We start from the raw sequence: 22,033 nt of genomic DNA, 5'->3' as shown, positions 1-22,033 counted from the left end.
AGATATGTAAAGAGACAAATAACAAATACCTAGCTGGGGTACATTTCATAAGAAGAAAAGCGCCCCAGCTAGGAATTGTACGAAGAGTCTAAATTAAACGTACTGGTTGATTTCGTTCTGGAGAGCCATGATTGTCTGGGAGGGACCGTCGAGGCGACCATCCTTAGGATTGATATTATAGTGAGTCTCCAAGAGGATTACATCATATGAAGAAATCGTGCCGCTTACTGACTCTGCACGCAGCCATTTTTGCATCCAAGCAATGGTGGGAGAACCCATTTCCTGCCCCTTAGGTACCCATTCCCAGCCACCGACAATTCCGGGGCAATCAGGTGCCATGCTTGAAGGCTGGGAGCTAATGACTCCATCAACGACAAGGCCAGCGTTCATGACAGTATTCATGAACTGTTGCAGACCGGATGAGGTCTCGGAACCCCACCAGCCGTCGGCGGAGATGGCGTTAGCGGAGGTTGCGGTGACCAGGGTGGAGCCGAAGGCGAGCACACCTGCTGCAGGGACGCCTATGGCACCTGCCTTGAGCAACTTGCGGCGGGAAAGATTAGCGCTTTCGAGGGACATGAAAATATCCTTTCATCGGTGATGCAGGTTATTCCTGCATTTTCACTGTAAAAGGATTCATCGACAAATATCAACCCTAAATTTATTCTTCTATAAAGTTAAATAAAAACTTTTTAAACTTTTTCTGAGTATATTCATGAGCGAAATATTATTATATACGAATAAAATTTTTAAGCATTTTAAAGAGTTGTATAATATGTTTATTTAATGAATGATGTACGAAAAATAAAATATTATGCCCCAGCGGTGTTATAGTTCCTTGAACTCGTCTATTGTGGATCGATACTCTAAAGAGACCGCAGTAGAATGCAGGGAGAGATAATGATGAAAGCCAGTTTTATCACCGGAATTCGGAGCGTCGAAGCGCGCGATATTAAAGATGCACACCCCCAACAACCCGATGAGGCCCTCATTCGAGTTGCCTATGCGGGCATCTGTGGGACCGACCTTGAACTGTACGACGGTACCTCAAACTATCTGCGGCGCGGTCTGACCGAGTACCCTCATCATTACGGACATGAGTGGGTGGGTGTGATTGAGACCCCGCCGCAGACCGCTCACAACAGTCGATTAAAAACCGGTGCCGTGGTCACCGGAAGCACCATGATTCCCTGCCTGACCTGCGATTTCTGCCAGCGTGGGCGGCGTAACCTCTGCACGAACCTGCGCGAAGTCGGTCTCTATAAGCATGGCGGGGCAGCGGCACAAAAGCTTGTAATGCCAGCGCATGTGTTGACCGTTATTGACGACGGTTCGGGTGCAGAGCCGCATCCCGAATATATTCTGATCGAACCTCTTGTGACGGTTTTGGAGGGTCTAGCGAAAGCCACCCCAGAACCCGGCGATAGGGTACTCGTGCTGGGCGGTGGCACGATCGGCACCCTCGCGGCGCTGGTACTCAAGCAGTACCCCGTTGAGGTCGCGGTCGTTGATCCCTCGCAGCCCGTGCATCTTGCCGAGCTTGGGATTAGGGCCTATAAAACGGTGGACGCGCTCCCCGCCGGAGACTGGGATGCTGTGTGGGAGTGCTCCGGTTCTGCTGCGGCGCTGCAAGCTACGCCGTCCCTGCTGAGGAATGGAGGTGCGGCGGTGCTGATTGGTTTCCCGCCTGTGCAGACCGATCTTGACGCCTCGGAGCTTGCCCTGAGGGGGCAGTACCTGGTGGGCATCCGTCACGGCATCGACCACTATGCGGCTGCCGCGCAGTTCGTGCGGGAGCATCGGGACGAGCTGGGCACACTCATCGATTGCAGCTACAGCCTCGACGATGCGCAGGCCGCTTTCGAGCGATTGGAAGCAGGGGAGCGGGAACGCCCCAAGGTTATGCTGAGTATCGATTAGTATAATTTCCTCACTTGCTGCATAAAAAGATTCTTTATTTCACTAAAGCATGAGAATCCGCTTTAGCGGAATAAAGAGTCTTCTTATTATCGACTCCCAGTAGTCGATCGTTATATGGCTAGAAGGTGTTAACCGACGTACTGGTTGATTTCGTTCTGCAGGGCCATGATGGTCTGGGATGGGCCGTCGAGGCGACCGTCCTGAGAGACACTGTAGTGTGCTTGTAGGCGTTTGATGATACCGTAGCCGATCTTGGAAGAACCCTTCCAGGTATAACCGGCCTTAAATCCTGCATATTGTTTAGGGGATACGCCATCCAGCCATGCGTTCATAACGCTAATAGTGGGGGAGCCTGTTGCTTGATTGGATTCTACCCATTCCCAGCCGCCGATGATTCCGGGGCAAGCAGGTGCCATGCTCGAAGGTTGGGAGCTGATGACTCCGTCAACAACTGTGGGGATTGCAGTTACTTCTCCATCTTCGGTTGCGGTCATGATGGTGTTCATGAATTCCTGCAACCCGAGCGAGGTCTCGGACCCCCACCAGCCGTCGGCGGAGATGGCGTTTGCGGAGGTTGCGGTCACGAGGGTGGAGCCGAAGGCGAGCATGCCTGCGGCGGGAACACCTATAGCACTTGCTTTGAGGAGCTTACGGCGAGAAAGATTGGTGTTTTCGAGTGACATAATGCATCCTTTCGTCTGCACTGCGGATAATTCCTGCATTTCCACCCTAAAATTAATTATCGGAGGATTGCAACCATAGTTTTAATCCACTAAAGTATGCATGAAAGCTATCTATAATTTATTCAATATTGTTATATATTTAAAAGACCCTTGATAATGAATAAAATTTTGCTGATTATTCATTATCAAGGATCTTTTCAGTAAGAGAAAATATAAATACTAAATTCCAACCAGCGTTATATTGTGTTCTTCCGCAACCGCATCCCAATCCTTTATAAACTTCGCTGCGCGTGCCCCGGACTTACAAAATACGCCCACAGGCTCCCCGGCGAACGGTTTCAACATGGCGCGCACTGCATCCTCGGTAGCTGCAGACAGCGGAAGGTGCAGGGAATCCGGGTACTTCACCTGGATTTCGCGTTCGCTCTGCTCACGCACATCCAGCAGAATTTTCGGCAATTCATAGGCGCTCAAATCCGTCACGGGCACACGCTCCGGGTCTGGGGAGAGCGCAAAATTCTGGAAGGTACTGCTCAACGCCTCGTAGGTGAGCAGCCGCCCCTCAAGCGTCGGCAGCCCCGCCAGGAACTTGAGTGTTTCCGTCGCCATGAGCGATCCGATAACCGCCGTGGTAGCGCCCAGCACCCCGGCCTCGGCGCAGGATTCCAGCGTCTTTGGGGTTGTGGGGAACAGATCGCGCAGATGCGCCGACCCTGTGCGGAAGACGCTCACGCTGCCTTGATACCGCAGCACCGACCCCCACACCAGCGGAATACCGGTTATCTCGGCGGCGTCGGCAATCAGATATTTAGTAGCAAAGGTATCGGTACAATCGACGATCACCGCAGGGTTCTCCTCGGCGAACAGGTCAAGAATCCAGGATTCCTCCAGGTACCGCCGATACACCGTCACCCTCAGCGCCGGGGCGATCTCGCGGGCACGATGCGCGGCAACCTCAGCCTTCGCCCGGCCACAATCGGCGAGACCGAACAATGGCTGGCGCTGCAGATTCGACAGTTCAATCACATCGTGATCAACGAGCGCAATCGACCCGACCCCGGCGGCGGCAAGCGCCTGCACCACCGGGCACCCCAGACCGCCCGCACCGATAACGAGCACATGCGCATTGGCAACCGCCTGCTGGTCGAAACCAGGCAGACGATCCTGCCGCGATACACGCTCCGCTTCGAGATCCTGTGCCTGCGCGGGGTTCTTTGGCGCTAGAATCTGCGGCACTTCAGGCACCGAAGGGCGATCATGTGAGGTCACATCCATGACACCAGACCCTCCGCAGGGGAGGAAGCCTTCGCGTGCTCGCGCTGGGGAATCCTGCCCGCGCCTCGCGCCAGATAGCCTGCCTCAACGGCGGCTTTCATGGCTTGCGCCATCGCCACCGGGTCCTGCGCACGGTTGACCGCCGAGGCCAACAGCACACCCGAGCAGCCCAGTTCCATAGCAAACGCGGCGTCTGAGGCGGTGCCAACCCCCGCATCCAGCAGCACCGGAACCGTGGCGCGGGAGCAAATCAGCTCAATATTGTGCGGGTTCAAAATGCCCAGCCCCGTGCCGATGGGTGAGCCGAGCGGCATGACCGCCGCGACGCCCACATCCTCTAGACGTTTGGCGATCACCGGGTCATCAGAGGTGTACGCCATGACCGTGAACCCTTCTGCCACCAGCGTTTCGCAGGCGGTCACGGTCTCGCACACATCCGGCAGCAGGGTGTCTTCATCGCTAATCACCTCAACCTTAATCCACTGAGTCCCCAAGGCTTCGCGCGCGAGCCGGGCGGTGATAACGGTGTCGCGCGCGGTGCGGCACCCCGCCGTATTAGGTAGAGGCGCAATATTTAGCCTGGTCAGAAGCGGAAAAATAGGGGTACCCGAGGCGTGCCTGCGCATCGCGACCGTGGTCATCTCGGTTCCGGATGCGACCAGCGCTTTTTCGAGCAGGTCCATGCTGGTGGCGCCCCCAGAACCCATAATGAGCCGGGATGAGAACTCTTTCTCAGCAATAATCATGGTCTCTACCCGCCCTGAACTGCGGTCAGCGCATCGACCCTAGCGCCCTCGGGCACTTCGGTACTCGCCCACCGTGAACGCGGCACCACAGCACCATCGAGTGCGACGGCGACCCCCTGATCGGTGCCCGCCTGCTGAAGAATCAGCGCCTCAAGATTCGTGGTCGAAATGTCTAATAATGTGCCGTTATAGGTTATTTTCATGGGTTATTCCTCTCGTTTCTGGTGCACAAACTGGTGGTATGTTGTAGCAAATCGCGTATTAGCGCTCAAACCTCTTCGGCGAGCAGGGCGCGAACTCCGGCGGAATATCCTCGCCCAAAAACACCTCCGCACCGGCTTTCCCAGCGAGTGCCGCCAGTAAAATTCCGTGCCGAAAGTACCCGTTTGAGATCAGCTGCCGCCGCCCGGTCGCCGTGATGCGATAGCCAAAGATCGGCAGATCATCCGGGGTCCCGGGGCGCACCCCCACATTCGCCTCAATGAGCTCGCATTCCTCCACCGCAGGAACCACCCGAATCGCATCTTTGAGCAGCTGATACACGCCGTCCACACCGGGGCGGGTACGCGTGTCCTCGCGGCTTGTCGCACCGATACACACCTCACCGCCAGGCCGTGGAATCACATAAACGGGTCGCCCGTTCACGAACCCGCGCACCACATGCTCCACCAGCGGATGCGGTGTCTGCAAACGTAGAATATCACCGTAGACCGGCCGCAGCGGATACTGCCCCGCCGCACCCAAACCGGTGCACACAATATCCCCAAAATCCGGATCAGTCACACGCTCACGCACAAACTCGACCCCGCGCGCCCTCAACGCCTTCACGAGAGCCTGCATAAACAGCCGAGGCGCCAGCTGATGATCGCCCTCAATCAACGCCGCACCCGCCAAATCCGGGGCAAGTGCAGGTTCTAGGACACGCGCCCGGCTCACGGGAATCGCCTCAGCACTGCGGTTGAGCGAACGGTAATAGTCAGAAACATCGCGTAGATGCGCCGCATCCGCACGGTCACTCGCCACCACCAACGTGCCGGTCGTATCGTAGCCGGTGGGTGCATCCGTCACTGCGGCGAGCCTGCGCATGAGCGAAGGGTACGCATCCGCACTGGCAACCATGAGCGGGAAAAGCGCATCCTGCTGAAACTGCACTTCGGCAATAGGCGCGAGCATTCCACCCGCAAAATAGCTGGCACCCGTGCCGCACTCGCCGGGGGTTGGGTCATAGACGCGCACCTGCTGACCGCGTTCGGTCAGCTCAAAGGCGGTTATCAGCCCAATAATTCCGCCGCCCACCACGGTAATAGCCTCTGCCATGATTATGCCTGCAACTCCGGGTTTTCCACGAAGGCTCGTGCCATTGCAACCCCGGCAACTCCTGTTTCGCGGATGCTCGGGCAGTCTTGTGGCCAAATATCGCCGATGGCGACTACCGGAACCTTCGAGAGCTCGGCAAGTTCACGCAGCCCTTCAATACCCAGCGGCGGGCGGTTCGAGGCTTTGGTCGGGGAAGGGCGGAACGGCCCGGCACCAATGTAGTCGATCAGGTGCGCAACGGTGTTGGCGCGCTCAACAAGCTCACGGGTACCGGTGGTGAGACCAATAATGGCGTGCTCGCCCAGCAGACGGCGGGCATCGGCGACGGGCAGATCGTCTTGACCTATATGTACCCCGTCGATGCGCACCCCGCGAGCGCGCAGGGCAAGGGCAACATCCACCCGGTCATCAATGAGTATCTTCTGGTGGGGGAGCGCGATGCGCGCAATCTCTTCGGCAAGGGCATACAGGTCGCGGGCGCTGATGGGTTTGGAACGCACCTGTATGCAGGTGGCGTGCCGTGCCCGCCGCACCGTTTCGACGGGGTTTTCGCCGGTGACCAGGTACAGCGAAAGGTCTAAGGGGGTGGCGGTTTCGGCGGTGCTGTTGGTTGTCATAGGACCACGATTCGACTGTGAAAGTAGTACTTCCTGCGTGCTCACGCGGGCGTTGCGGTGATTTTGCGACGATGCGGCACACGCAGATATTTCTCATTCAGGCTAGCACAGAACCTTCGTCGTGGTTCTTGGCGGCGTTTTTATTGCTTTGACATGCTGCCTGAATCCGCGAGCAGGTAGTTTTTGACCGAAAAGGTAGGAAAATACTACCTGCTAGGGTCAAAAACTACCTGCTCGCGGGGCTAGCTGAGGAAAATGAAAAGCCCTGGTAAATAGCAGAGCTTTTAAGAGCGGCTGACGGGCTGGAGGGTGCGGACTCCGAGCGGGCGAGGTACCAAATCCGCGCCTGGAAGCGATTCCTGGAAGCCTAAAAAAGAGGTCCCCAGCCGTTAGGCTGGAGACACAAGTGGAGCGGCTGACGGGAATCGAACCCGCGTATCAGGCTTGGGAAGCGTGCGCTCTACCATTGAGCTACAGCCGCGCATCCGTGATCGGACTTAACCTAGTGTAGCGTGTGCTGCCTCGGTTCGCACACTTTGCCGCAGATTTTTATTTTTGATTTGTTGGCTGTTCTTTTTGAGCAATGGTGAAGTATGGAGTCTGGAGTCGGTATCCTTAGAGTGTGCTTATTTCAGACCGCGATATTCGACGAGAAATTGCTGACGGCCGTATCGTACTTGAGCCGTTTGACGATTCGATGATTCAGCCGGCGAGCGTCGATGTGCGCATCGACCGCTTTTTCCGTCTGTTTGACAACCATAAGTACCCGCATATTGACCCGTCGCAGGAGCAGGAAGAACTGACTCGCCTGGTGGAAGTTGCCCCCGACGAGCCTTTTATTCTGCATCCGGGCGAGTTTGTGCTCGGTTCCACCTACGAACAGGTGACCCTGCCTGCGGATGTGGCGGCTCGCCTGGAAGGTAAGTCTTCACTCGGGCGTTTGGGGCTTTTGACCCATTCAACCGCAGGGTTCATTGACCCCGGATTTTCAGGGCACGTGACCCTGGAACTGTCTAATATGGCGACCCTGCCGGTTATGCTGTGGCCCGGGTCTAAGGTCGGTCAGCTGTGTTTCTTCCGGCTCACAAGCGAGACTGAGCATCCGTATGGTTCCGGCGCATACGGAAACCGCTACCAGGGGCAGCGCGGGCCGACCGCATCGCGCAGTTACCTGAACTTTCACCGTACAGAGATCCCCGTTGAGAAATCTGGCGACTAGTCGCCGTCCGCATGATTTTTTCAAGGAGATACCTTGTCGTTCAAGACAATGGCTTTAAACCCTGCCGGTGCCGATCTGAAGGTTATTTTTGGTCCCGGTGTTCCCGATGCGCTGCGCGAGCAGATCGTACAGACCTGGGGGAGCCTATCCCCGCGCCTCTTCGATAGTGTGCACGATGCCCTTGAGGCAACCCAGTCTGTGGCGCACGCTATTGTGCTCACGGATGGGAGCGTGAATCTGTTTGATGAGCATCCCGACCTGGTGAACCCGTTTGGGATTCTGCAGATTCTTAATATTCAGAACGAGAAGCAGGCGTTGGAGACTCTGACGTCTAATCTGACGGTTGCTATGATTCAGCAGTTGGCGGGTAAGCGCACCATGCTGCACGCCGCCGCCATTGGCGATCCCGCCACGAAGCGCGCGCTGGTGCTGGTGGGTGCTTCGGGGCGAGGGAAGACGACCGCCGCACAGTATTTGGGGAAGAAGTTCACCTATCTGACGGACGAAACCACGATCGTGGGTGCCGACCGTGAGATTTACCCCTACCCGAAGCCGCTGTCGCTGGTGGTCTCTGACGACGAGCCAAAGGAACAGCGTAACCCTGTGGAGCTGGGTCTGAACGCGGCGAACTGTGAGGATACGAGTTATACAGCCGCTCGCGTCGTCATAGTGGGGCGCACTGACGAGCCCACGAAGCCCTATCTTGAGCGTGTGAGCCTGGGGGATGCGCTCATGTCGATTGCCGAGCAGACCTCCGGCGTGGCGCTCAACCCCGAGGGGGTGCTCTCGATTATTCGCCTGTTTGAGCAGTGCGGCGGCGTATGGCGGCTGGTGTATTCCGAGGTTGAAGATATTGAGCCGCTCGTGCGTGAACTTCTCGCCGAAGATGCTGTGCTCCCGAACTCCGATAGAGTGGACGACTACGAGACCTTTGAGGTACCCGACCGTCTGCCGAACGTATACCCTAACGGCACGCAGGTTCTTCAGCGCATGTTCGGCACCACCGGGTACCTGGTGGATGGAGAAAGATTCCTACTGCATCACGGAGATTCACTGGATGAGCTTTCTGCATTCGCGGCGGAGTGTTGGATTAACGCCGCTCACGAACTGACGGTGCGGGAACACTACGAAGTCATGCGTGAGTTGTTTGAAGGGCTACCCGAGGACGCGCATCGCCAGGTCGTTGAGCAGCTCTCCGATAGCGGCATACTCACAATGCGCACCGTAGATGATCCGCTGTATACCGAAGAAGACTCGAACTAAACAAACCCAGTACGAGAGCAGATAATATTTTGACGGGCAGATAACGGATTGTTATCTGCCCGTCAAAATATTATCTGCTCGTGGGTTAAGACTTGCAGGTCTGGGGGGGGGACGAGTAAAGAACTACCGCTGCGCCGCCTTGGCCGCTTTCTTTTCGGCGCGGCGTGCCTTGCGCAGGTGCAGCGCTTGTGGCGATTCTAGCGGCAGGGTCATGAGCAGACCCGCCAACACCACGATCATAATGCCGACAATACCCCACACCTGGGCGTTGAAAATCGTGACAAACAGCCCGAACAGCATGGGCGCCAAGAAGCTGGTTGCACGCCCGGTTGTCGAATACAGCCCGAAGAGCTCGCCTTCCGTACCGGGATCGGCGATGCGCGCCAAGAAGGTACGCGACGAGGACTGCGCGGGCCCCACGAAGAGGGCGAGAATGAGTGCGCAAATCCAGAAGGTCATGGGGTAGGGGAACAAGAGCAGGGGTACGGCGGCGATTAGGATGGCCACCAGCGAGAAAATAATAATCTTTTTGGGCCCCAGATAGTCATCCAGGTACCCGCCCAGCACCGCGCCTACGGCGGCAACACCGTTGGCGGCAACACCGAAAATAATGACATCCGAGGTGCTGAACCCGAAGGAACCAGCCGCCAGCACACCGCCGAAGGTGAAGATACCGGCTAAACCATCGCGGAAGATAGCGCTGGCACACAGGAAATAAAGGGTTTGCGGTGCCGTGGTGCGCAGCCGCATAATGGTGCGCCACAGCTCCTTGTAGGCTGCAAAAAGACCGCCTTGGCGTGCCGGAGAAAGCCTGGCTAGGCCGCGTTCTAAGAACCTGAGTTCACCTGTGGGAAGGACCTCCGGGAGCACCCGTTCGCGGCGGCGCATCCGAATTAGCAAAGGCGTGCAGAAGATCAGGCACCACAGGGCGGAGAACAGTGCCACTGCGCGAATATTGAAGGCGTTGTCGGTGCTCAGATGCAGTCCGTTAGGCTCAAGTACGAAGCCCCACAACACGATAATTAGGGCCACTAGGCCGCCTACATACCCCGCCGACCAACCGATCCCAGAGATTTTACCGATATTATTCGGGGTTGAAATGCGCGGAAGTATAGCGTTGTAATTCACAACCGCAAATTCGCTGAATACACTCGCCGCAGATACGAGAATCACGCCCAGCCACAGATGCGCTTCATCGGGAAATACGAAAAAACACAGTCCAGAGAACGCCACCAGAGAAAGCGTATTAACACCTAACCAGAAAATACCTTTACCGGATTTATCGGCGCGCTGGCCCGAAACCGGAGCGAAAAAGGCAATACAGAACCCGGCAATGGTCAATCCCAGTGACAGTGCCGCCGAAGCGTCCTCGGTTGAGCCAAAGTAAGAGCTGGTGAGGTAGACCGTAAAAATGAAGGTCATCATGATGGTGTCGAAGCTCGACGAGCCGACATCCCACAGCACCCAGGATGCAACTGAGCGGCGGCTGGTACTGTGGTCGGGAATGCGTCTAGTCATAACGGATGTGTTCACTTTCGTGTAAGACGCAGCTATGCGCCCTCAATCTGGTGCTGGTTTCGTAGCTTACCCCGGCGACACTGCCGTAGGCATCGCCTTCCAGCGTGCCGAGCGCCTTATTCTCTTCTGAACGGGCAGATTATTCAGCACATCGAAAGGATGCGCACACCGCTGCAGCGTGAAGGCTGCGGGGGTGGCGCATCCACCCAAATTACACCGTGAAATTATGAGAAGAAACGGCGCTGTGCGCGGGCAATACCGACGCTTACCAGGGCACCCACCACGGAGGTGATGACGGTCCACACAATAACATTGCGCAGGGTGTCTTCGGACTCGGGGCCGATGGTAGGAGGTTCGTTACCGGTCACACGTTTCCACGCTGCGCCAAGACCTTTGCTTGTCAGGGCGGCGGCGGCCATATTGGCACCGGTAATAGCAATCTTTGCTACGGGATTCATATCTTCTCCTCAAAAATCAGAAGTGACTATCCCTAGCCTATCGGCTTTGCGGCTCAGATGCAGAGAACATGACCTGTTTTAACGCGCGTATACACGAAAAATCGGGGTAAAAACTCTAGAACGTGAGAAAAAGCACAGTATTGCCGGTCTGAAAGGCGTATACCAGCGGCAAATCAAGGAATCATATTACCGACCTGCCGCACGTTCTTGTCATAAACCGATTCAAAAACTCAACGAACTCACAGAAAACGACTCATACAGCATAGAATGTAAACGTTTATAGGCTTCGAACTCTCGAAGCAACACGACAGGGGAGCGCCGCAGACGGGCGCTGAGAGTGCAACGCAGACCCTCGAACCTGATCCGGTTAGTACCGGCGTAGGGAGTCGAAATATGTTTTCTCAACACCCCACCCGCAACGGGTGTGGATGTTCCCCTTCCAATCATGGGAGGAAAATATGTCTCAAAAATCTCGCCTCAGCTGGCGGGTCAATGAAATCGTCATCGTCTCTGTGGTCGCCGCCGCCTGCGCGGTAATCTTCTGGATCTGGGATATTGCCGTAGACCCCGCCACTAAAACGCTCTTCGCGGCGGTTCCCGAATACCGCCCCATCGTCGCCGGTATGTGGTTGCTCGCCGGTGTGCTCGGCGGGTACCTTATCCGCAAGCCCGGCGCCGCGCTCTACTGCGAAATCGTTGCCGCCGTCATCTCCGTATTCCTCACCGGAGGCGCCTGGAGCCAATCAATCCTCATCGCCGGATTCTTCCAGGGAATCGGCGCGGAAATCGCCTTCGCCGTGTTCGGATACCGCATCTGGAACCTCAGCTCGGCAGCCTTCGCGGGCGCACTGAGCGGGCTCTTCATGGGTGTCAACGAAATCATCATCTACTACCCAGACATGGAAATCTTCAAAGCCGTCACCTACGTGGTATGTGCGGTCGTCTCAGGAATTGTGCTCGCCGGGGTACTCTCCTGGGGACTCACGAAAGCACTCGCTAAAACCGGGGTACTCGCCTCACTGGCCTCCGGCGTGCAGGCACGTACCGCACGCGGATAATAGACAGGCAGGCGTATGTCACAGCCTATCTCAACGCTCAAACCCTCAATGCGGAACATCCTGAACCATCCGCAACCCAGGGTGCAACCATGACCGAACCCCACAGTACCGCCCCCGATGCGCCCGCCCGCGGTGCCGCAATCGACCTTCACAACTTCGGTTGGCACCACCCCGGGCGCGAAAAACCCGCGTTCTCGAACGTGAACCTGCGCATCGAACCCGGGCAGAAAGTACTGCTGCTGGGGCCCTCCGGCGCAGGAAAATCAACGCTCCTGCACGCTATCGCCGGGGTGCTGCACGATCACGACGGGCAGAGCCAAAGCGGTAGCGCGCGCATCGACGGCGTAGACCCCGAAGACGCACGCGGACTCATCGGGCTCATGCAGCAAGACCCAGAATCATCGGTCGTGCTCGCCCGCGTGGGCGATGACGTAGCCTTCGGCCCCGAAAATCTTGCGGTCGCACGCGAAGAAATCTGGGCGCGCGTTGATGATGCGCTCGCCGCCGTCGGGCTCGACTACCTGCCGCATGAGCATCCCACGAATGCGCTTTCGGGTGGGCAGAAACAACGCCTGGGGCTCGCCGGAATCCTGGCGATGCACCCGCGCGCCATTCTGCTTGACGAACCCACCGCGAACCTCGACCCCGAGGGCGTTCAACAGGTGCGCGATGCCGTGGTGCAGGCGGTCACAGCAACCGGTGCCACCCTGATCGTCGTCGAACACCGGGTAGGCGTGTGGGCGCAGCATATGGACCGCGTTATCGTGCTCGGTGCCGACGGAGGCATCACCCACGACGGTGCACCCGAAACCGTGCTCGCCCAAGCCCGCGAAACCCTCATCGCCAACGGCGTGTGGGTGCCCGGGTATGTTCCCGAACCCGCCGCCGCTGCGGCACCGAGCGGGCAAATACTCCTAAGCGCCGAAAACCTTGCGATTACGCGGGAATTCCCGAGCAAGAAACAGTTAAGGGCACGCCGACGACAGCTCAAAACCATGCCGGAACCCGCATCCGTACCCCTGGATATTCCCGCCCTGCGCGGGGGCATTAACCTGAGCATTCGAGAAGGCGAGCACCTGAGCATTCTCGGCCCCAACGGCGCCGGAAAATCAACCCTCGCACTCACTCTCGCCGGGCTTCTCTACGCCCCCAACGGAACCCTGCACGCCCACGAAGCATTGCGCGAGTTCGACCAAAACCCAACGGCAGAAAGCTCCCTCACCCGCGAGAAAACAGCCGCCAGCTGGGATATTCCCTCCTGGAGTCCCGCCCAGTTGCTGGGGCGCATCGGCTACGTTTTCCAAGAACCCGAATACCAATTCGTGCGCGGCAGCGTGCGCGAAGAACTCGAACTCGGGCCACGCCGCCTCGCCGCCCTGCGCCGCGAAAAAATTGATGAGGATGCGCTCGCCGCCGCCACCGCATCCCTCGCCGAACGCTTGCGTTTAGAAGGGCTTTTAGATGCCAACCCGTTCACGCTTTCGGGCGGGCAAAAACGCCGGCTGTCGGTTGCATCCGCTTTGGCGACGGCGCCGCGCGTGCTGATTCTTGACGAACCGACTTTCGGTCAGGATGCGAGCACCTGGGGCGAACTGGTGCGCTTGATTCGCGGGCTTCTTACTGAGGGGGTTGCGGTGATCTCGGTGACTCACGATCTCGAATTTACGGCGGCTTTGGGCGGGCGGAGCATCACGCTTGAAAGCTTGCCGCATGAGCCCGCAGACCGGAGTCTTCAGGAAGGGAAGTAGCGCATGAATACCGATTTTTTCGGGCCGAGTGCCGAGCGCAACAGCTGGTTTGGCGGGCTTAACGCGGGTGTCAAATTAGTGGTTGCGGGCGTGCTGGTTCTTGCGGCAATCCTCATTCAAGACCAGGTAACCGCGGCTATCATCTTTGGACTGGAGTTGCTGGGGTTCATTGCGGTCGGGTTTCGGCCTGTGAATCTGCTGGCGCGCAGCTGGCCTATCCTGATCGCGGTGCTGACCACCGGCTGGAGTGTGGCGATTCTGGTCAATAAAACCGGTGCCGTACTACTCGATTTTGGGCTGAACACCATCACGGAAGGGTCGCTCGCGGCGGCGTTTTCGATGATGATTCGTTCCCTGGCAATGATTCTGCCGACCTTCGCGTTTGTGCTCTCAACAGACCCAACCGACCTGGGCGATTCGCTCGCCCAAACTTTCCGTCTGCCCGCCCGTTTTGTGCTTGCCGCGTTGGCGGCGTTACGCCTTGTCGGCATCCTATTTGGGGAGTGGAATACGCTGGGGCAGGCACGGCGTGCACGCGGGCTGGGTGCGGGTCAGGGCCCGCTCGGGCGCATCAAAACCGGTGCAGGGCAGGCCTTCGCGCTCATGGTACAGGCAATTCGCCGCGGTTCGCGCCTTGCGGTCACAATGGAGGCGCGTGGTTTCGGTACCGGCAAACGTTCCTGGGCCCGCGTGCCCGCCTATTCCCGGCGTGATGCGTATGTTGCGGTTGCCGCCGCCGTGATCGTGGCGTGCGCCTACGGGGTTTCGCTGGGACTAGGAACCTTGCGTTTCTTGTGGCAGTAGCCGCACTGAAGTTGCCGCTAGGTACTCCGGGCCTGAAAACCGGGGTAAAGGCGCGGCGCAAGTATCAGCCTTGCGCCGCTCCCTGTACCTTAGCCCTGTGCCAGGTATTCCAAGAACCGGTGTGTGAGCTGCGCATCGTGCGCTAACGCTGTACCGTTCAGATGCGTGACCGGGGCGAGCAGACGCACCGAGGAGGCGAGCCATACCCCATCTGACTCGAAAAGATCCTGCGGGTACAGCGGACCGTAACCCAGTTCCCAGCCGTCGCGCCGCGCCGCCTCAAAAATAGCGCCCTGTGTAGTGCCGGGCAGGATTCCGTGGTTCGGTTCGGGGGTATACAGCGTCTTTACACCATTTTCGATACGCGCCATCAGCACCGACGAGGTTGCCCCCTCCAGAATGCGGCGGTTGTCGGTCATAAAAATCGCATCATCCGCGCCCCGGCTGTGCACATACCGCAAAACCGCCATATTGACCGCATACGATAGTGTTTTCGCGCCCGCCAATAGCCACGGGTATGCGGTGTTGTCGGCGGGGTCGTGCCCGCGCGGCAGCAGCATGGCCTTCACACCGTTCTGCCGCTGGTTCACGGTAGTTTCGGGTACCGGGGATGCGATGAGCAGGGTGTATGGTCCGGCGGGCATTCCCGCAGAGGCATTCGGCAGCCCGCGCGAGATAATGATTTTGACGATATGCTCTTCGCCAAGTTCCGTGTGGGCACCGAATACGGCCTGGGCGAGAAGGTTTGCCAGCGCATCCCGAAGCTGGTGCAGGTCGGGTTCGGGCAGGTCGAGCATACGCGCAGAAGATTCGAGTCGGGCGAGGTGCATATCAAGTTTTCGCACCCGCCGATCGACGGCGAGCATGGTCTCAAAAACGCCGTCGCCACGGGTAAATCCTTGGTCTTCCACGCCGATAAGCGGTTGGGTGGGGTCTACGGCAACGCCTTGCGGGTTCTCTGAATTTAGGAGCATCACGGAATTAGTCATGTTTCCAGTGTAGTGGCTCACGTGCCCTCACAGCAGTGCACGCCGAGCGGGCCCAGCTCCCAGGTGGCGCTTTCGGCGATAAAGTATATGTCTGCCTCGGCGATGTCCTCGAAGGTTTCGGGGTTGTCGTTATATCCTTCGATGTCGAGCCCGATTTTGCCGTCCCGTTCGAGAGTATGAACTCCGCTGCATATGCTGATGAACGGGCCTTGTACCCGGTAGTCCGAAATATTTTTCAGGGTTACGGTGACATGCCGCCAGACGTCGTCGTTAGCGGCTTTCTCCCAGCCGCCGTCTACATGGTTCCAGTCCACCGCGCAGAATCGCAGACGAACAGCTGTTCCATTTGCATAGGTTACGGTGATTGAATCCAGCCAGCAGTCGTAGAAGTGGTTGAACCGTTCGATGATCTCTGCACTTGTGAGGTTTTCGTTGGGGCTCACGGTCAGCCTCCTTAAAATCTTAGGATTTATCAGAATACCAGCAGCTAGGGCGATTACGAGGAGAAGCGGGTTTTTGCTCGAAAGTGATGATATTTTTCATCTTTTCGGCAAAAACCCGCTTCTTGGGTATCAATGTCTTAATACGCTCGATGCGAAGCTCTAGCGCCCACCTTCGCCGCCGTCTGCCGCATAGTCGGCGTCCTTACGCGGGGTTGTGAAGAGCACAAGCGCGGTCATCAGTGCGAAGCCCAGAATTGAGAACGCCATCGGCATATAGGAACCCTCGCCGCCCAGCGAAACCAAGGGCGCGGCAAGTCCGCCCAGAAGCGCCTGAATGGTGCCCATGACGGCGGATGCGCTGCCCGCCATATGGCGTGCCTCGTTTAGCGCCAGTGCCGAGGAGTTACCGAAAATCAGGCCCACTGAGCAGGTGAGGCAGAACAGCAGAATCAGGGTGGGCCACAGCGAAATACCTAGTGCGAATGAGATAGTCAGCAGAGTTGAGACCGTTAGGAGAGAAATCACGCCGATATTGACGATCACGCGCTGACCGATACGGCCAACCAGCGCGGTTGCCAGCGAGCTCATTGCCACAATGCCGAGGGAGTTCACCCCGAAGGCGAGGGTAAACTGCCCGGCATTGAGACCCAAAATGTTCTGGAGCACGAAGGTGGAACCCGAAATATACGAGAACATTGCGCCGAAGGCAAAGCACATGGTGAGGGAAAAACCCATGTAACGGCGGATTTTGAACACTTTCGGAATCTCGGAGTAGACACTCAGCGCGGTACCTTTGTACCGTTTTTCAACGGGAAGAGTCTCGCGCAGAATGAAAATCACGGCGAGCATGAGCAGCGCAGTCACTACAGTGAGCACATGGAAAATATTGCGCCACGTGCCCCACGACAGCACCCACCCGCCAAAGAGTGGCGCCAGCACGGGGGCAAACCCGTTAATCATCATCATGACGCCCATGAGCTTGGCGGTTGCCAGCCCCTTCGTGGTGTCTGCAACGATGGAGCGGGCGAGTACTGCGCCGATAGCACCGCTGAAGCCCATCAGAAAACGCGCCGCAATGAAGACCTCAATGCTGGGCGAGAATCCGCACAGTGCGGTCGCAATAAAGCAGACTACAGAACCGATCAGAAGCGGTTTGCGGCGGCCGGTTTTATCGGAGAGCGGGCCGATCATAAGCTGCCCGAGCGCCATGCCTATCATGAAGGCGCTGAGGGTCATAGATGCGGCGGCATCGGTGGTGTTGAGGTCGCGGGCAACCGTAGGCAGCGAAGCCAGGTACATGTCGATACCCAGTGGAGCGATAGCGGTCAGCGCGGCAAGGGTGACGATAACGGGGGCAGGAATACCGAAGGAAACTTTAACGTGATCAGGGTGCTCATGGCCCTGCTGAGAGGTAGTCTGTGACGAAGACACGGGTAGAGTGCTTTCTAGGTTTATGAACGCGTAACGGCGCCGAATATACCCGGCTGGAAACGCAACTTTTCTAGTCTAGCGGATGCGCGCATCCGGCGTAAGTGGCGTGCGCGCTAAACTTTTTCGTCGCCGCCGGGCACATAAAAAGAGCCTTGTTCGTAAAGCGGGATTTATAACTCTTCATTCACGAACAAGGTTCTTTATATCGGGGGAGGGTAAGCACGGGCACAGCAAACGGCAGGGCAGAGGGCTACGCCGTGCGGTAGATGAGGTCCGCCTGCGTATACGTGGCGGAGTATGCGGCGAGGAGGGCTTCTTCCTGCGCCGCCCAGCGTTCCCAGTGCGGGCGGTACATATCGCCGTCGCGGTCTATTGCCCGCCTGTACCGCAGCTCGTCGGGTGCCTTCACCACGATGCGCACATTGCAGGTACCGGCGATCGCCCCCACGCCCTCACAGATGATGACGGTTTCCTGGACGGGGTTGATCGTGTGCTCGGAGCCGGGCGCATCCGCATGCCAATCCCATTCTCGGTAGTTGGCGGGCTTGCCTTCACGCAGGTTCCGCGAGATTTTTCGCCAGGTTTTGGTTCCTTCAGCCAGCCCGTCCCAGCCGGGGTAGATGGAATCGAGGTTGAGCACGCGCACACCGATTCCTTCGGCGGATAAGGACTGCTCTAGGAGCTCAGAGAGCCTTGTTTTGCCGCTTCCGCTGCGCCCGTCGATACCGATGATAAGCGGTAATGCGGCGTCGTTGCGGGCGTTGGTATCGAGCGGTATCCCGTCTTCGTCGGTGGGCGGCAGGGCGAGTCCGCGGTATGTTTTCAGGCAGAATTCCAAGATTTCTTCAACGTCGTTGGTCTCGTAGCCGTTGCCGAAACCTATACTCCACACACCCATGCGCTAGTTTTCCTGCGGGGTCGCGCTCAGCTTGGCGATCAGCGCCCGCGCCGCAGTGTCGATAAGCTCGGTCGTGTACTCGAAGTCGCGCATCTGCCCGTACCAGGGGTCGTAGATGCCCAGCTCGTCCAGGTTTTTGCCCGCCATTGCGGGGTCGAAGGAGCGCATCATGCGGATTTTGGCTTTGTCGTCTTCGGTGCGCGCAAGCTGTTTGAGGTGCAGGTAGTGCGGGGTGTCCATCGCCAGAATCAGGTCGTAGCGGTCGAAGTCTTCGGCAACGAATCTGGATGCGCGGTGCCCGCTGGGGTCGATGCCGCGCGCGGTGAGTATGCGCCCGGCGCGGGTGTCGATGGGGTTGCCGATCTCGTAGTCCGTGATAGCGGAGGACGCGACCTCAACCTCAAGCCCCGCCTGGCGCGCGTGCTCACGAATCAGGTACTCGCCCACAGGGGAGCGGCAAATATTTCCGGTGCAGACAGTCATGATGCGGTACATGGTTTTAAGTGTATGCCAGCGGCGAGCCCACGCGCGGAAAATATCGGCATCCGCGAATAACGCAGCTTGGGGTGTAGCACCCACCCTCCAGGGCTAGGTAATCCTCACCAAGCTGCATCATTGGTCTAAATTATTCTGACTATTCTGCTGGGGTGTCCTAAGTATATTTTCAAGCATCTCCTGAATACCATCACGTTTGAGCTGTGGAGAGAATGTTATCTGAATATTTTGGTTATCTTCTCTAATGGAATTAAAAAACTCCTGAGCGGATTTAAATCGTAATTCTTCTATATCGCTAACTTCTTTCATGGAATTATAATCTTTAGTTTCGATAATAAAGTTTAGCGATAGTTTGCCGTCCTTAGTTTTGAGGACATACATGAAATCGGGGCTAGTCGTTCCTCCAAAATAAAGCGGTATCCTAATGGAACGGCGTGGTATTTTCCCGTAGACTACAATCTCATCCATGATGGAGTCACGAATATTTTCTTGCTCTTTGTGCGAATCGTAAACAAAAGCATCATAGAGAAACTTCTCAGGTACCTCAGCATTCTGATCACGGTAGATACCAATGTTACCTTGGACAATATGTTCAAGCGGTTTACCATTCACGTCAGTAAGAGCAGTTTTCCCCAAAGGTCCGCCAATACTAGTATAAGAGAATTTGTTGATGAAATACTTCTGCATCCAGTCATTAAACTGTGTGACAAACTCGTTCAGAGTGCTCTTATTGAAGAAAAAATCATGTAGTTTCTTTGTGGCGTTATATCGTACAAGAGCTGCATGAATCCGGTCGAGAGGAAGGTACGTCTGTTTATGTGCCTGTTTGAGCCATTCACTATAGGGTAGGGTATCATATACATCGAAGATACCTTTCGTTGAAGATAATGCAGTTATAGCTCCATTTTCACCGGTAGTAAGCTTTTCTTGGGTAATACGTCCTTTTTGGCCACGGTAAATATCTTTAATTAATATATCATCAAGACACTTGTCAATTTCTTTTGTTGTGAGGTTTTTCAAGCTTAGATAGCACTTGGCATTTACTGTCTCCCAAAGCTCTTTTAGCTCATAATAACGATCTTTGCGGATGCCTACCTTGACCTTTTCATCTTTAGACAATACTTTATCAGACTTAACCTTACCGATAGCAAATTCTGGGAACGTTTTATAGAACTCATTCTCTTTATCTTCAAGTAAATTAAATTTCCAGTCTACAAATCCACTGTTTTGTATTTTTTTAGCTAATTCATCTTCTGTCATACCTATGTTCTTTGCGATTTCAGGAATGCTTTCTATGATGGATAGGTTTGGAGTACCTACGTCATTATTAATTTCAGAAATAAGTGAATCTGCAAAGGATTTCTCTGTATAATCAACTAGGTACGTGAGATAGAACTGTTCATTGAAAAGACGGGTTCCATTAACATCGATTGGTAGTCGTAGACCGCGCCCTACTTCCTGGAGTTTAGAGATCTCGGAGCCTGAGGAGCGCAGTTTAACGATCTGGAAAACGTTCGGATTATCCCAGCCTTCACGCAGAGTCCACTTAGAGAAAATAAAACGCATGGTATTAGGAGTTCCATCCGGGTTGGTAAATGATAACAAGGATTGTTTATCGCGAAGAATTTTATCTACTTCATTTTTAATATCTTCATCACGTGAAGAATTATCATTTGAGAAATATCCGCCATTAGTGGCTTGTAGATTCGTTAGTGAAGCTTGTAAGTACTCTACATATTGCCGCCTTACCGCTGAATCAGAAGACTTTTGGTTGTGACGCTCAATCTCTTGCTTGAGTTTGTCCTTGAGTAGCTCTTCAAACCGTAGACGTAGGTGTCCGGGTCCACCTTCACCTCGATAGGAAGTAATGGAATCAATAAAAAACAGAGTGAGAGTCTTGACTTTGACATGACGCTGAAAATTTTCCCATTCGGTTTCAAAGTGATTATCTATTGCACGTTTCATCATCACCCCCTGGTAGGTGTCTGAGTAAACCTGCGCAGTAATGGTATCTCGCGCGGCTAATATCTGTCCGTTAGACAGGGTAACGCCTGATTTGATGGCGGCATTTTCGGTTTTGCCTATATCTTCTATAGTGATTCCAGAAAAATCTCCACTGGCTTCTGCGAGGGAATCACCAACATGTAAGGTTAGGGTCTTCTTGGTATCAATATTCTCGAAGTTAGCGGTTTTTGGCTTGGATTTGGAAATATTTGTTAAACGTAAGCGTGTGGATTTTTGACCCGTATCCTCTGGATATTGAACAGCAACGCCCTTAACGAGTTGTTCGTTAAAAGCTTCGACAGCGCCAAGGTTAAAAACAAGATTGTTATAATCTGTGGATTTGCTTTTGGCTTTAGGATCTTTCTCAGGAAAAGTTGCCCCGAAACGAAAGATCGCTTGAGGCTGTAGCTCATTTACGATTGTCTGATAAGCTTTATTTTCCTGGCGGAACCGGTGCGGCTCATCAATAATAACAATGGGACGGGTTTCGCGTAGTGCCTCATAGGGATTGCAAGACATTCCCAAGACGGTCTGATCGTATATTGCGCCCATTGTCGCCTTGGATTGCAACATTTTATCGGTCATTAAGAGTGCGGAGATATGTCCTTCTGTGAGGCGCGATGTCTGCACAAAATCAGTGATTGCGCTGGGGAACATTTTGCGTCCCTTGGAACGTTTTTGGGATTCCAATACGTCTAGGCGAAGATTAACACGACCCTCGTAAATATCATCGAAGTACTGGCGGGCGTAATCTGATGTTATGAAGGATCGGGTGCCTTCCTTGATAGGGGTTGAAGGTACCAAGATAATGAATTTGGTGAATCCGTAGAGCCTATTTAACTCATACATAAACTGGGTATAGACCAGGGTTTTACCGGTACCTGTTTCCATTTTGGTATCAACACCCAATATGTGAGTGTTGTCAGTGGCCCTTTGCCTCCAGGAAGAAGGGATAGATGCTAGATCCTTAACCGCGCCATTTTGCAGTTCATGGATATTATGAATTATCTGCGGGTCTGAAGGGTCGAAAACAGGGTTCGCTTCTAAGATGGACTTACGGTCTATATCTACACCGTGAAAGACGTGTGTTAATGCCGCGAGCGCACGCCGTTGGTGATCGAGAGTTTGAAGCCTGATCTGCATAATC

At 55.5% G+C, this 22,033-nt stretch carries 21 protein-coding genes, 1 tRNA gene and 1 riboswitch; of the genes, 6 read left to right on the top strand and 16 right to left on the bottom strand.

Going from position 1 to position 22,033, the window contains the following annotated elements; all coding sequences use genetic code 11:
- Window positions 1–93: 93 nt before the first annotated feature.
- On the bottom strand, window positions 94–579 hold the full coding sequence (locus HMPREF3016_RS02300; RefSeq protein WP_070695837.1) for a chemotaxis protein CheA: 486 nt from the start codon (window positions 577–579) through the stop codon (window positions 94–96).
- Window positions 580–900: 321 nt separating this feature from the next.
- Between HMPREF3016_RS02300 and HMPREF3016_RS02295 the strand changes: the two genes are divergently transcribed.
- Window positions 901–1,920 (top strand): zinc-dependent alcohol dehydrogenase, encoded by a 1,020-nt coding sequence (locus HMPREF3016_RS02295; protein ID WP_246827967.1) that lies wholly within the window; start codon window positions 901–903, stop codon window positions 1,918–1,920.
- A 128-nt stretch (window positions 1,921–2,048) separates the two neighbouring features.
- On the opposite strand, the gene HMPREF3016_RS02290 is transcribed toward HMPREF3016_RS02295, so the two are convergent.
- The 7 genes from HMPREF3016_RS02290 to HMPREF3016_RS02260 form a co-directional block, all read right to left on the bottom strand.
- Window positions 2,049–2,603: a chemotaxis protein CheA gene (locus HMPREF3016_RS02290; protein WP_070739836.1), complete on the bottom strand. Its 555-nt coding sequence runs from the start codon at window positions 2,601–2,603 to the stop codon at window positions 2,049–2,051.
- A 219-nt stretch (window positions 2,604–2,822) separates the two neighbouring features.
- Window positions 2,823–3,878 carry a ThiF family adenylyltransferase gene (locus tag HMPREF3016_RS02285; protein ID WP_070739832.1) on the bottom strand — a complete coding sequence of 352 codons (1,056 nt, stop codon included), beginning with the start codon at window positions 3,876–3,878 and terminating at the stop codon, window positions 2,823–2,825.
- A complete protein-coding gene (locus HMPREF3016_RS02280) occupies window positions 3,869–4,624 on the bottom strand; it encodes a thiazole synthase (RefSeq protein WP_070739829.1) in 756 nt (251 codons plus the stop codon). The genes HMPREF3016_RS02285 and HMPREF3016_RS02280 overlap by 10 nt, the downstream gene beginning before the upstream one ends.
- 5 nt (window positions 4,625–4,629) lie before the next feature.
- A complete protein-coding gene (gene thiS, locus HMPREF3016_RS02275) occupies window positions 4,630–4,827 on the bottom strand; it encodes a sulfur carrier protein ThiS (protein WP_048778432.1) in 198 nt (65 codons plus the stop codon).
- Window positions 4,828–4,885: 58 nt separating this feature from the next.
- The gene (thiO, locus tag HMPREF3016_RS02270; protein ID WP_070739826.1) at window positions 4,886–5,941 is read right to left on the bottom strand and encodes a glycine oxidase ThiO; all 1,056 of its coding nucleotides are present in this window, start codon (window positions 5,939–5,941) and stop codon (window positions 4,886–4,888) included.
- 2 nt (window positions 5,942–5,943) lie between these two features.
- Complete coding sequence (locus HMPREF3016_RS02265) at window positions 5,944–6,558, bottom strand: thiamine phosphate synthase (protein WP_070739823.1); 615 nt, start codon at window positions 6,556–6,558, stop codon at window positions 5,944–5,946.
- A 407-nt stretch (window positions 6,559–6,965) separates the two neighbouring features.
- Window positions 6,966–7,039 (bottom strand) — tRNA-Gly (locus tag HMPREF3016_RS02260).
- A gap of 141 nt (window positions 7,040–7,180) precedes the next feature.
- Between HMPREF3016_RS02260 and dcd the strand changes: the two genes are divergently transcribed.
- Window positions 7,181–7,777 carry a dCTP deaminase gene (dcd, locus tag HMPREF3016_RS02255; RefSeq protein ID WP_004005998.1) on the top strand — a complete coding sequence of 199 codons (597 nt, stop codon included), beginning with the start codon at window positions 7,181–7,183 and terminating at the stop codon, window positions 7,775–7,777.
- A gap of 33 nt (window positions 7,778–7,810) precedes the next feature.
- Window positions 7,811–9,040 (top strand): hypothetical protein, encoded by a 1,230-nt coding sequence (locus tag HMPREF3016_RS02250; protein WP_246828423.1) that lies wholly within the window; start codon window positions 7,811–7,813, stop codon window positions 9,038–9,040.
- Between the two features lie 123 nt (window positions 9,041–9,163).
- Here HMPREF3016_RS02250 and HMPREF3016_RS02245 read toward each other — a convergent pair whose 3' ends face one another.
- Both HMPREF3016_RS02245 and HMPREF3016_RS02240 read right to left on the bottom strand, forming a co-directional pair.
- Complete coding sequence (locus HMPREF3016_RS02245) at window positions 9,164–10,558, bottom strand: MFS transporter (protein ID WP_013398519.1); 1,395 nt, start codon at window positions 10,556–10,558, stop codon at window positions 9,164–9,166.
- A gap of 224 nt (window positions 10,559–10,782) precedes the next feature.
- Window positions 10,783–11,016: a DUF4235 domain-containing protein gene (locus HMPREF3016_RS02240; protein WP_004006001.1), complete on the bottom strand. Its 234-nt coding sequence runs from the start codon at window positions 11,014–11,016 to the stop codon at window positions 10,783–10,785.
- Between the two features lie 299 nt (window positions 11,017–11,315).
- A riboswitch (TPP riboswitch) is annotated at window positions 11,316–11,418 on the top strand.
- Between the two features lie 56 nt (window positions 11,419–11,474).
- Here HMPREF3016_RS02240 and HMPREF3016_RS02235 point away from each other — a divergent pair.
- The 3 genes from HMPREF3016_RS02235 to HMPREF3016_RS02225 all read left to right on the top strand — a co-directional run bounded on the left by HMPREF3016_RS02235 (window position 11,475) and on the right by HMPREF3016_RS02225 (window position 14,626).
- Window positions 11,475–12,074, top strand: a complete 600-nt coding sequence (locus HMPREF3016_RS02235) for an ECF transporter S component (RefSeq protein WP_141757691.1) — start codon at window positions 11,475–11,477, stop codon at window positions 12,072–12,074.
- Between the two features lie 89 nt (window positions 12,075–12,163).
- Window positions 12,164–13,822, top strand: a complete 1,659-nt coding sequence (locus HMPREF3016_RS02230; protein ID WP_070739818.1) for an ABC transporter ATP-binding protein — start codon at window positions 12,164–12,166, stop codon at window positions 13,820–13,822.
- 3 nt (window positions 13,823–13,825) lie between these two features.
- Entirely contained in the window at window positions 13,826–14,626 is an 801-nt protein-coding gene (locus tag HMPREF3016_RS02225; RefSeq protein WP_004006004.1) for an energy-coupling factor transporter transmembrane component T family protein, read from the top strand.
- Window positions 14,627–14,715: 89 nt separating this feature from the next.
- On the opposite strand, the gene HMPREF3016_RS02220 is transcribed toward HMPREF3016_RS02225, so the two are convergent.
- The 6 genes from HMPREF3016_RS02220 to HMPREF3016_RS02195 form a co-directional block, all read right to left on the bottom strand.
- Entirely contained in the window at window positions 14,716–15,615 is a 900-nt protein-coding gene (locus HMPREF3016_RS02220) for an aminotransferase class IV (protein WP_070739815.1), read from the bottom strand.
- Window positions 15,616–15,632: 17 nt separating this feature from the next.
- Window positions 15,633–16,058, bottom strand: a complete 426-nt coding sequence (locus HMPREF3016_RS02215) for a regucalcin (protein WP_070739813.1) — start codon at window positions 16,056–16,058, stop codon at window positions 15,633–15,635.
- 159 nt (window positions 16,059–16,217) lie between these two features.
- A complete protein-coding gene (locus HMPREF3016_RS02210) occupies window positions 16,218–17,489 on the bottom strand; it encodes a multidrug effflux MFS transporter (RefSeq protein WP_083315863.1) in 1,272 nt (423 codons plus the stop codon).
- A gap of 250 nt (window positions 17,490–17,739) precedes the next feature.
- Entirely contained in the window at window positions 17,740–18,387 is a 648-nt protein-coding gene (locus tag HMPREF3016_RS02205) for a nucleoside/nucleotide kinase family protein (protein ID WP_083315862.1), read from the bottom strand.
- 3 nt (window positions 18,388–18,390) lie between these two features.
- A complete protein-coding gene (locus HMPREF3016_RS02200; RefSeq protein WP_246828422.1) occupies window positions 18,391–18,966 on the bottom strand; it encodes a low molecular weight protein-tyrosine-phosphatase in 576 nt (191 codons plus the stop codon).
- A 33-nt stretch (window positions 18,967–18,999) separates the two neighbouring features.
- Entirely contained in the window at window positions 19,000–22,029 is a 3,030-nt protein-coding gene (locus HMPREF3016_RS02195; RefSeq protein ID WP_070739810.1) for a type III restriction-modification system endonuclease, read from the bottom strand.
- Window positions 22,030–22,033: the final 4 nt, after the last annotated feature.

It is taken from the genome of Rothia sp. HMSC065D02, from assembly GCF_001815285.1.
In the GTDB taxonomy this organism is placed as follows: Bacteria; Actinomycetota; Actinomycetes; order Actinomycetales; family Micrococcaceae; genus Rothia; species Rothia dentocariosa.
The sequence above is the reverse complement of the archived record's forward strand: the minus strand, read 5'-3'. Positions and strand labels throughout refer to the sequence as shown.

Bases quoted from the DNA above. Each gene is read 5' to 3' on its own strand.
- HMPREF3016_RS02220 (WP_070739815.1), bottom strand. From the start codon at position 15,615: ATGACTAATTCCGTGATGCTCCTAAATTCAGAGAACCCGCAAGGCGTT.
- HMPREF3016_RS02290 (WP_070739836.1), bottom strand. From the start codon at position 2,603: ATGTCACTCGAAAACACCAATCTTTCTCGCCGTAAGCTCCTCAAAGCA.
- thiS (WP_048778432.1), bottom strand. From the start codon at position 4,827: ATGAAAATAACCTATAACGGCACATTATTAGACATTTCGACCACGAAT.
- HMPREF3016_RS02245 (WP_013398519.1), bottom strand. From the start codon at position 10,558: ATGACTAGACGCATTCCCGACCACAGTACCAGCCGCCGCTCAGTTGCA.
- HMPREF3016_RS02295 (WP_246827967.1), top strand. From the start codon at position 901: ATGATGAAAGCCAGTTTTATCACCGGAATTCGGAGCGTCGAAGCGCGC.
- HMPREF3016_RS02285 (WP_070739832.1), bottom strand. From the start codon at position 3,878: ATGGATGTGACCTCACATGATCGCCCTTCGGTGCCTGAAGTGCCGCAG.
- HMPREF3016_RS02265 (WP_070739823.1), bottom strand. From the start codon at position 6,558: ATGACAACCAACAGCACCGCCGAAACCGCCACCCCCTTAGACCTTTCG.
- HMPREF3016_RS02280 (WP_070739829.1), bottom strand. From the start codon at position 4,624: ATGATTATTGCTGAGAAAGAGTTCTCATCCCGGCTCATTATGGGTTCT.
- HMPREF3016_RS02195 (WP_070739810.1), bottom strand. From the start codon at position 22,029: ATGCAGATCAGGCTTCAAACTCTCGATCACCAACGGCGTGCGCTCGCG.
- HMPREF3016_RS02300 (WP_070695837.1), bottom strand. From the start codon at position 579: ATGTCCCTCGAAAGCGCTAATCTTTCCCGCCGCAAGTTGCTCAAGGCA.
- thiO (WP_070739826.1), bottom strand. From the start codon at position 5,941: ATGGCAGAGGCTATTACCGTGGTGGGCGGCGGAATTATTGGGCTGATA.
- HMPREF3016_RS02230 (WP_070739818.1), top strand. From the start codon at position 12,164: ATGACCGAACCCCACAGTACCGCCCCCGATGCGCCCGCCCGCGGTGCC.
- HMPREF3016_RS02205 (WP_083315862.1), bottom strand. From the start codon at position 18,387: ATGGGTGTGTGGAGTATAGGTTTCGGCAACGGCTACGAGACCAACGAC.
- HMPREF3016_RS02235 (WP_141757691.1), top strand. From the start codon at position 11,475: ATGTCTCAAAAATCTCGCCTCAGCTGGCGGGTCAATGAAATCGTCATC.
- HMPREF3016_RS02240 (WP_004006001.1), bottom strand. From the start codon at position 11,016: ATGAATCCCGTAGCAAAGATTGCTATTACCGGTGCCAATATGGCCGCC.
- HMPREF3016_RS02225 (WP_004006004.1), top strand. From the start codon at position 13,826: ATGAATACCGATTTTTTCGGGCCGAGTGCCGAGCGCAACAGCTGGTTT.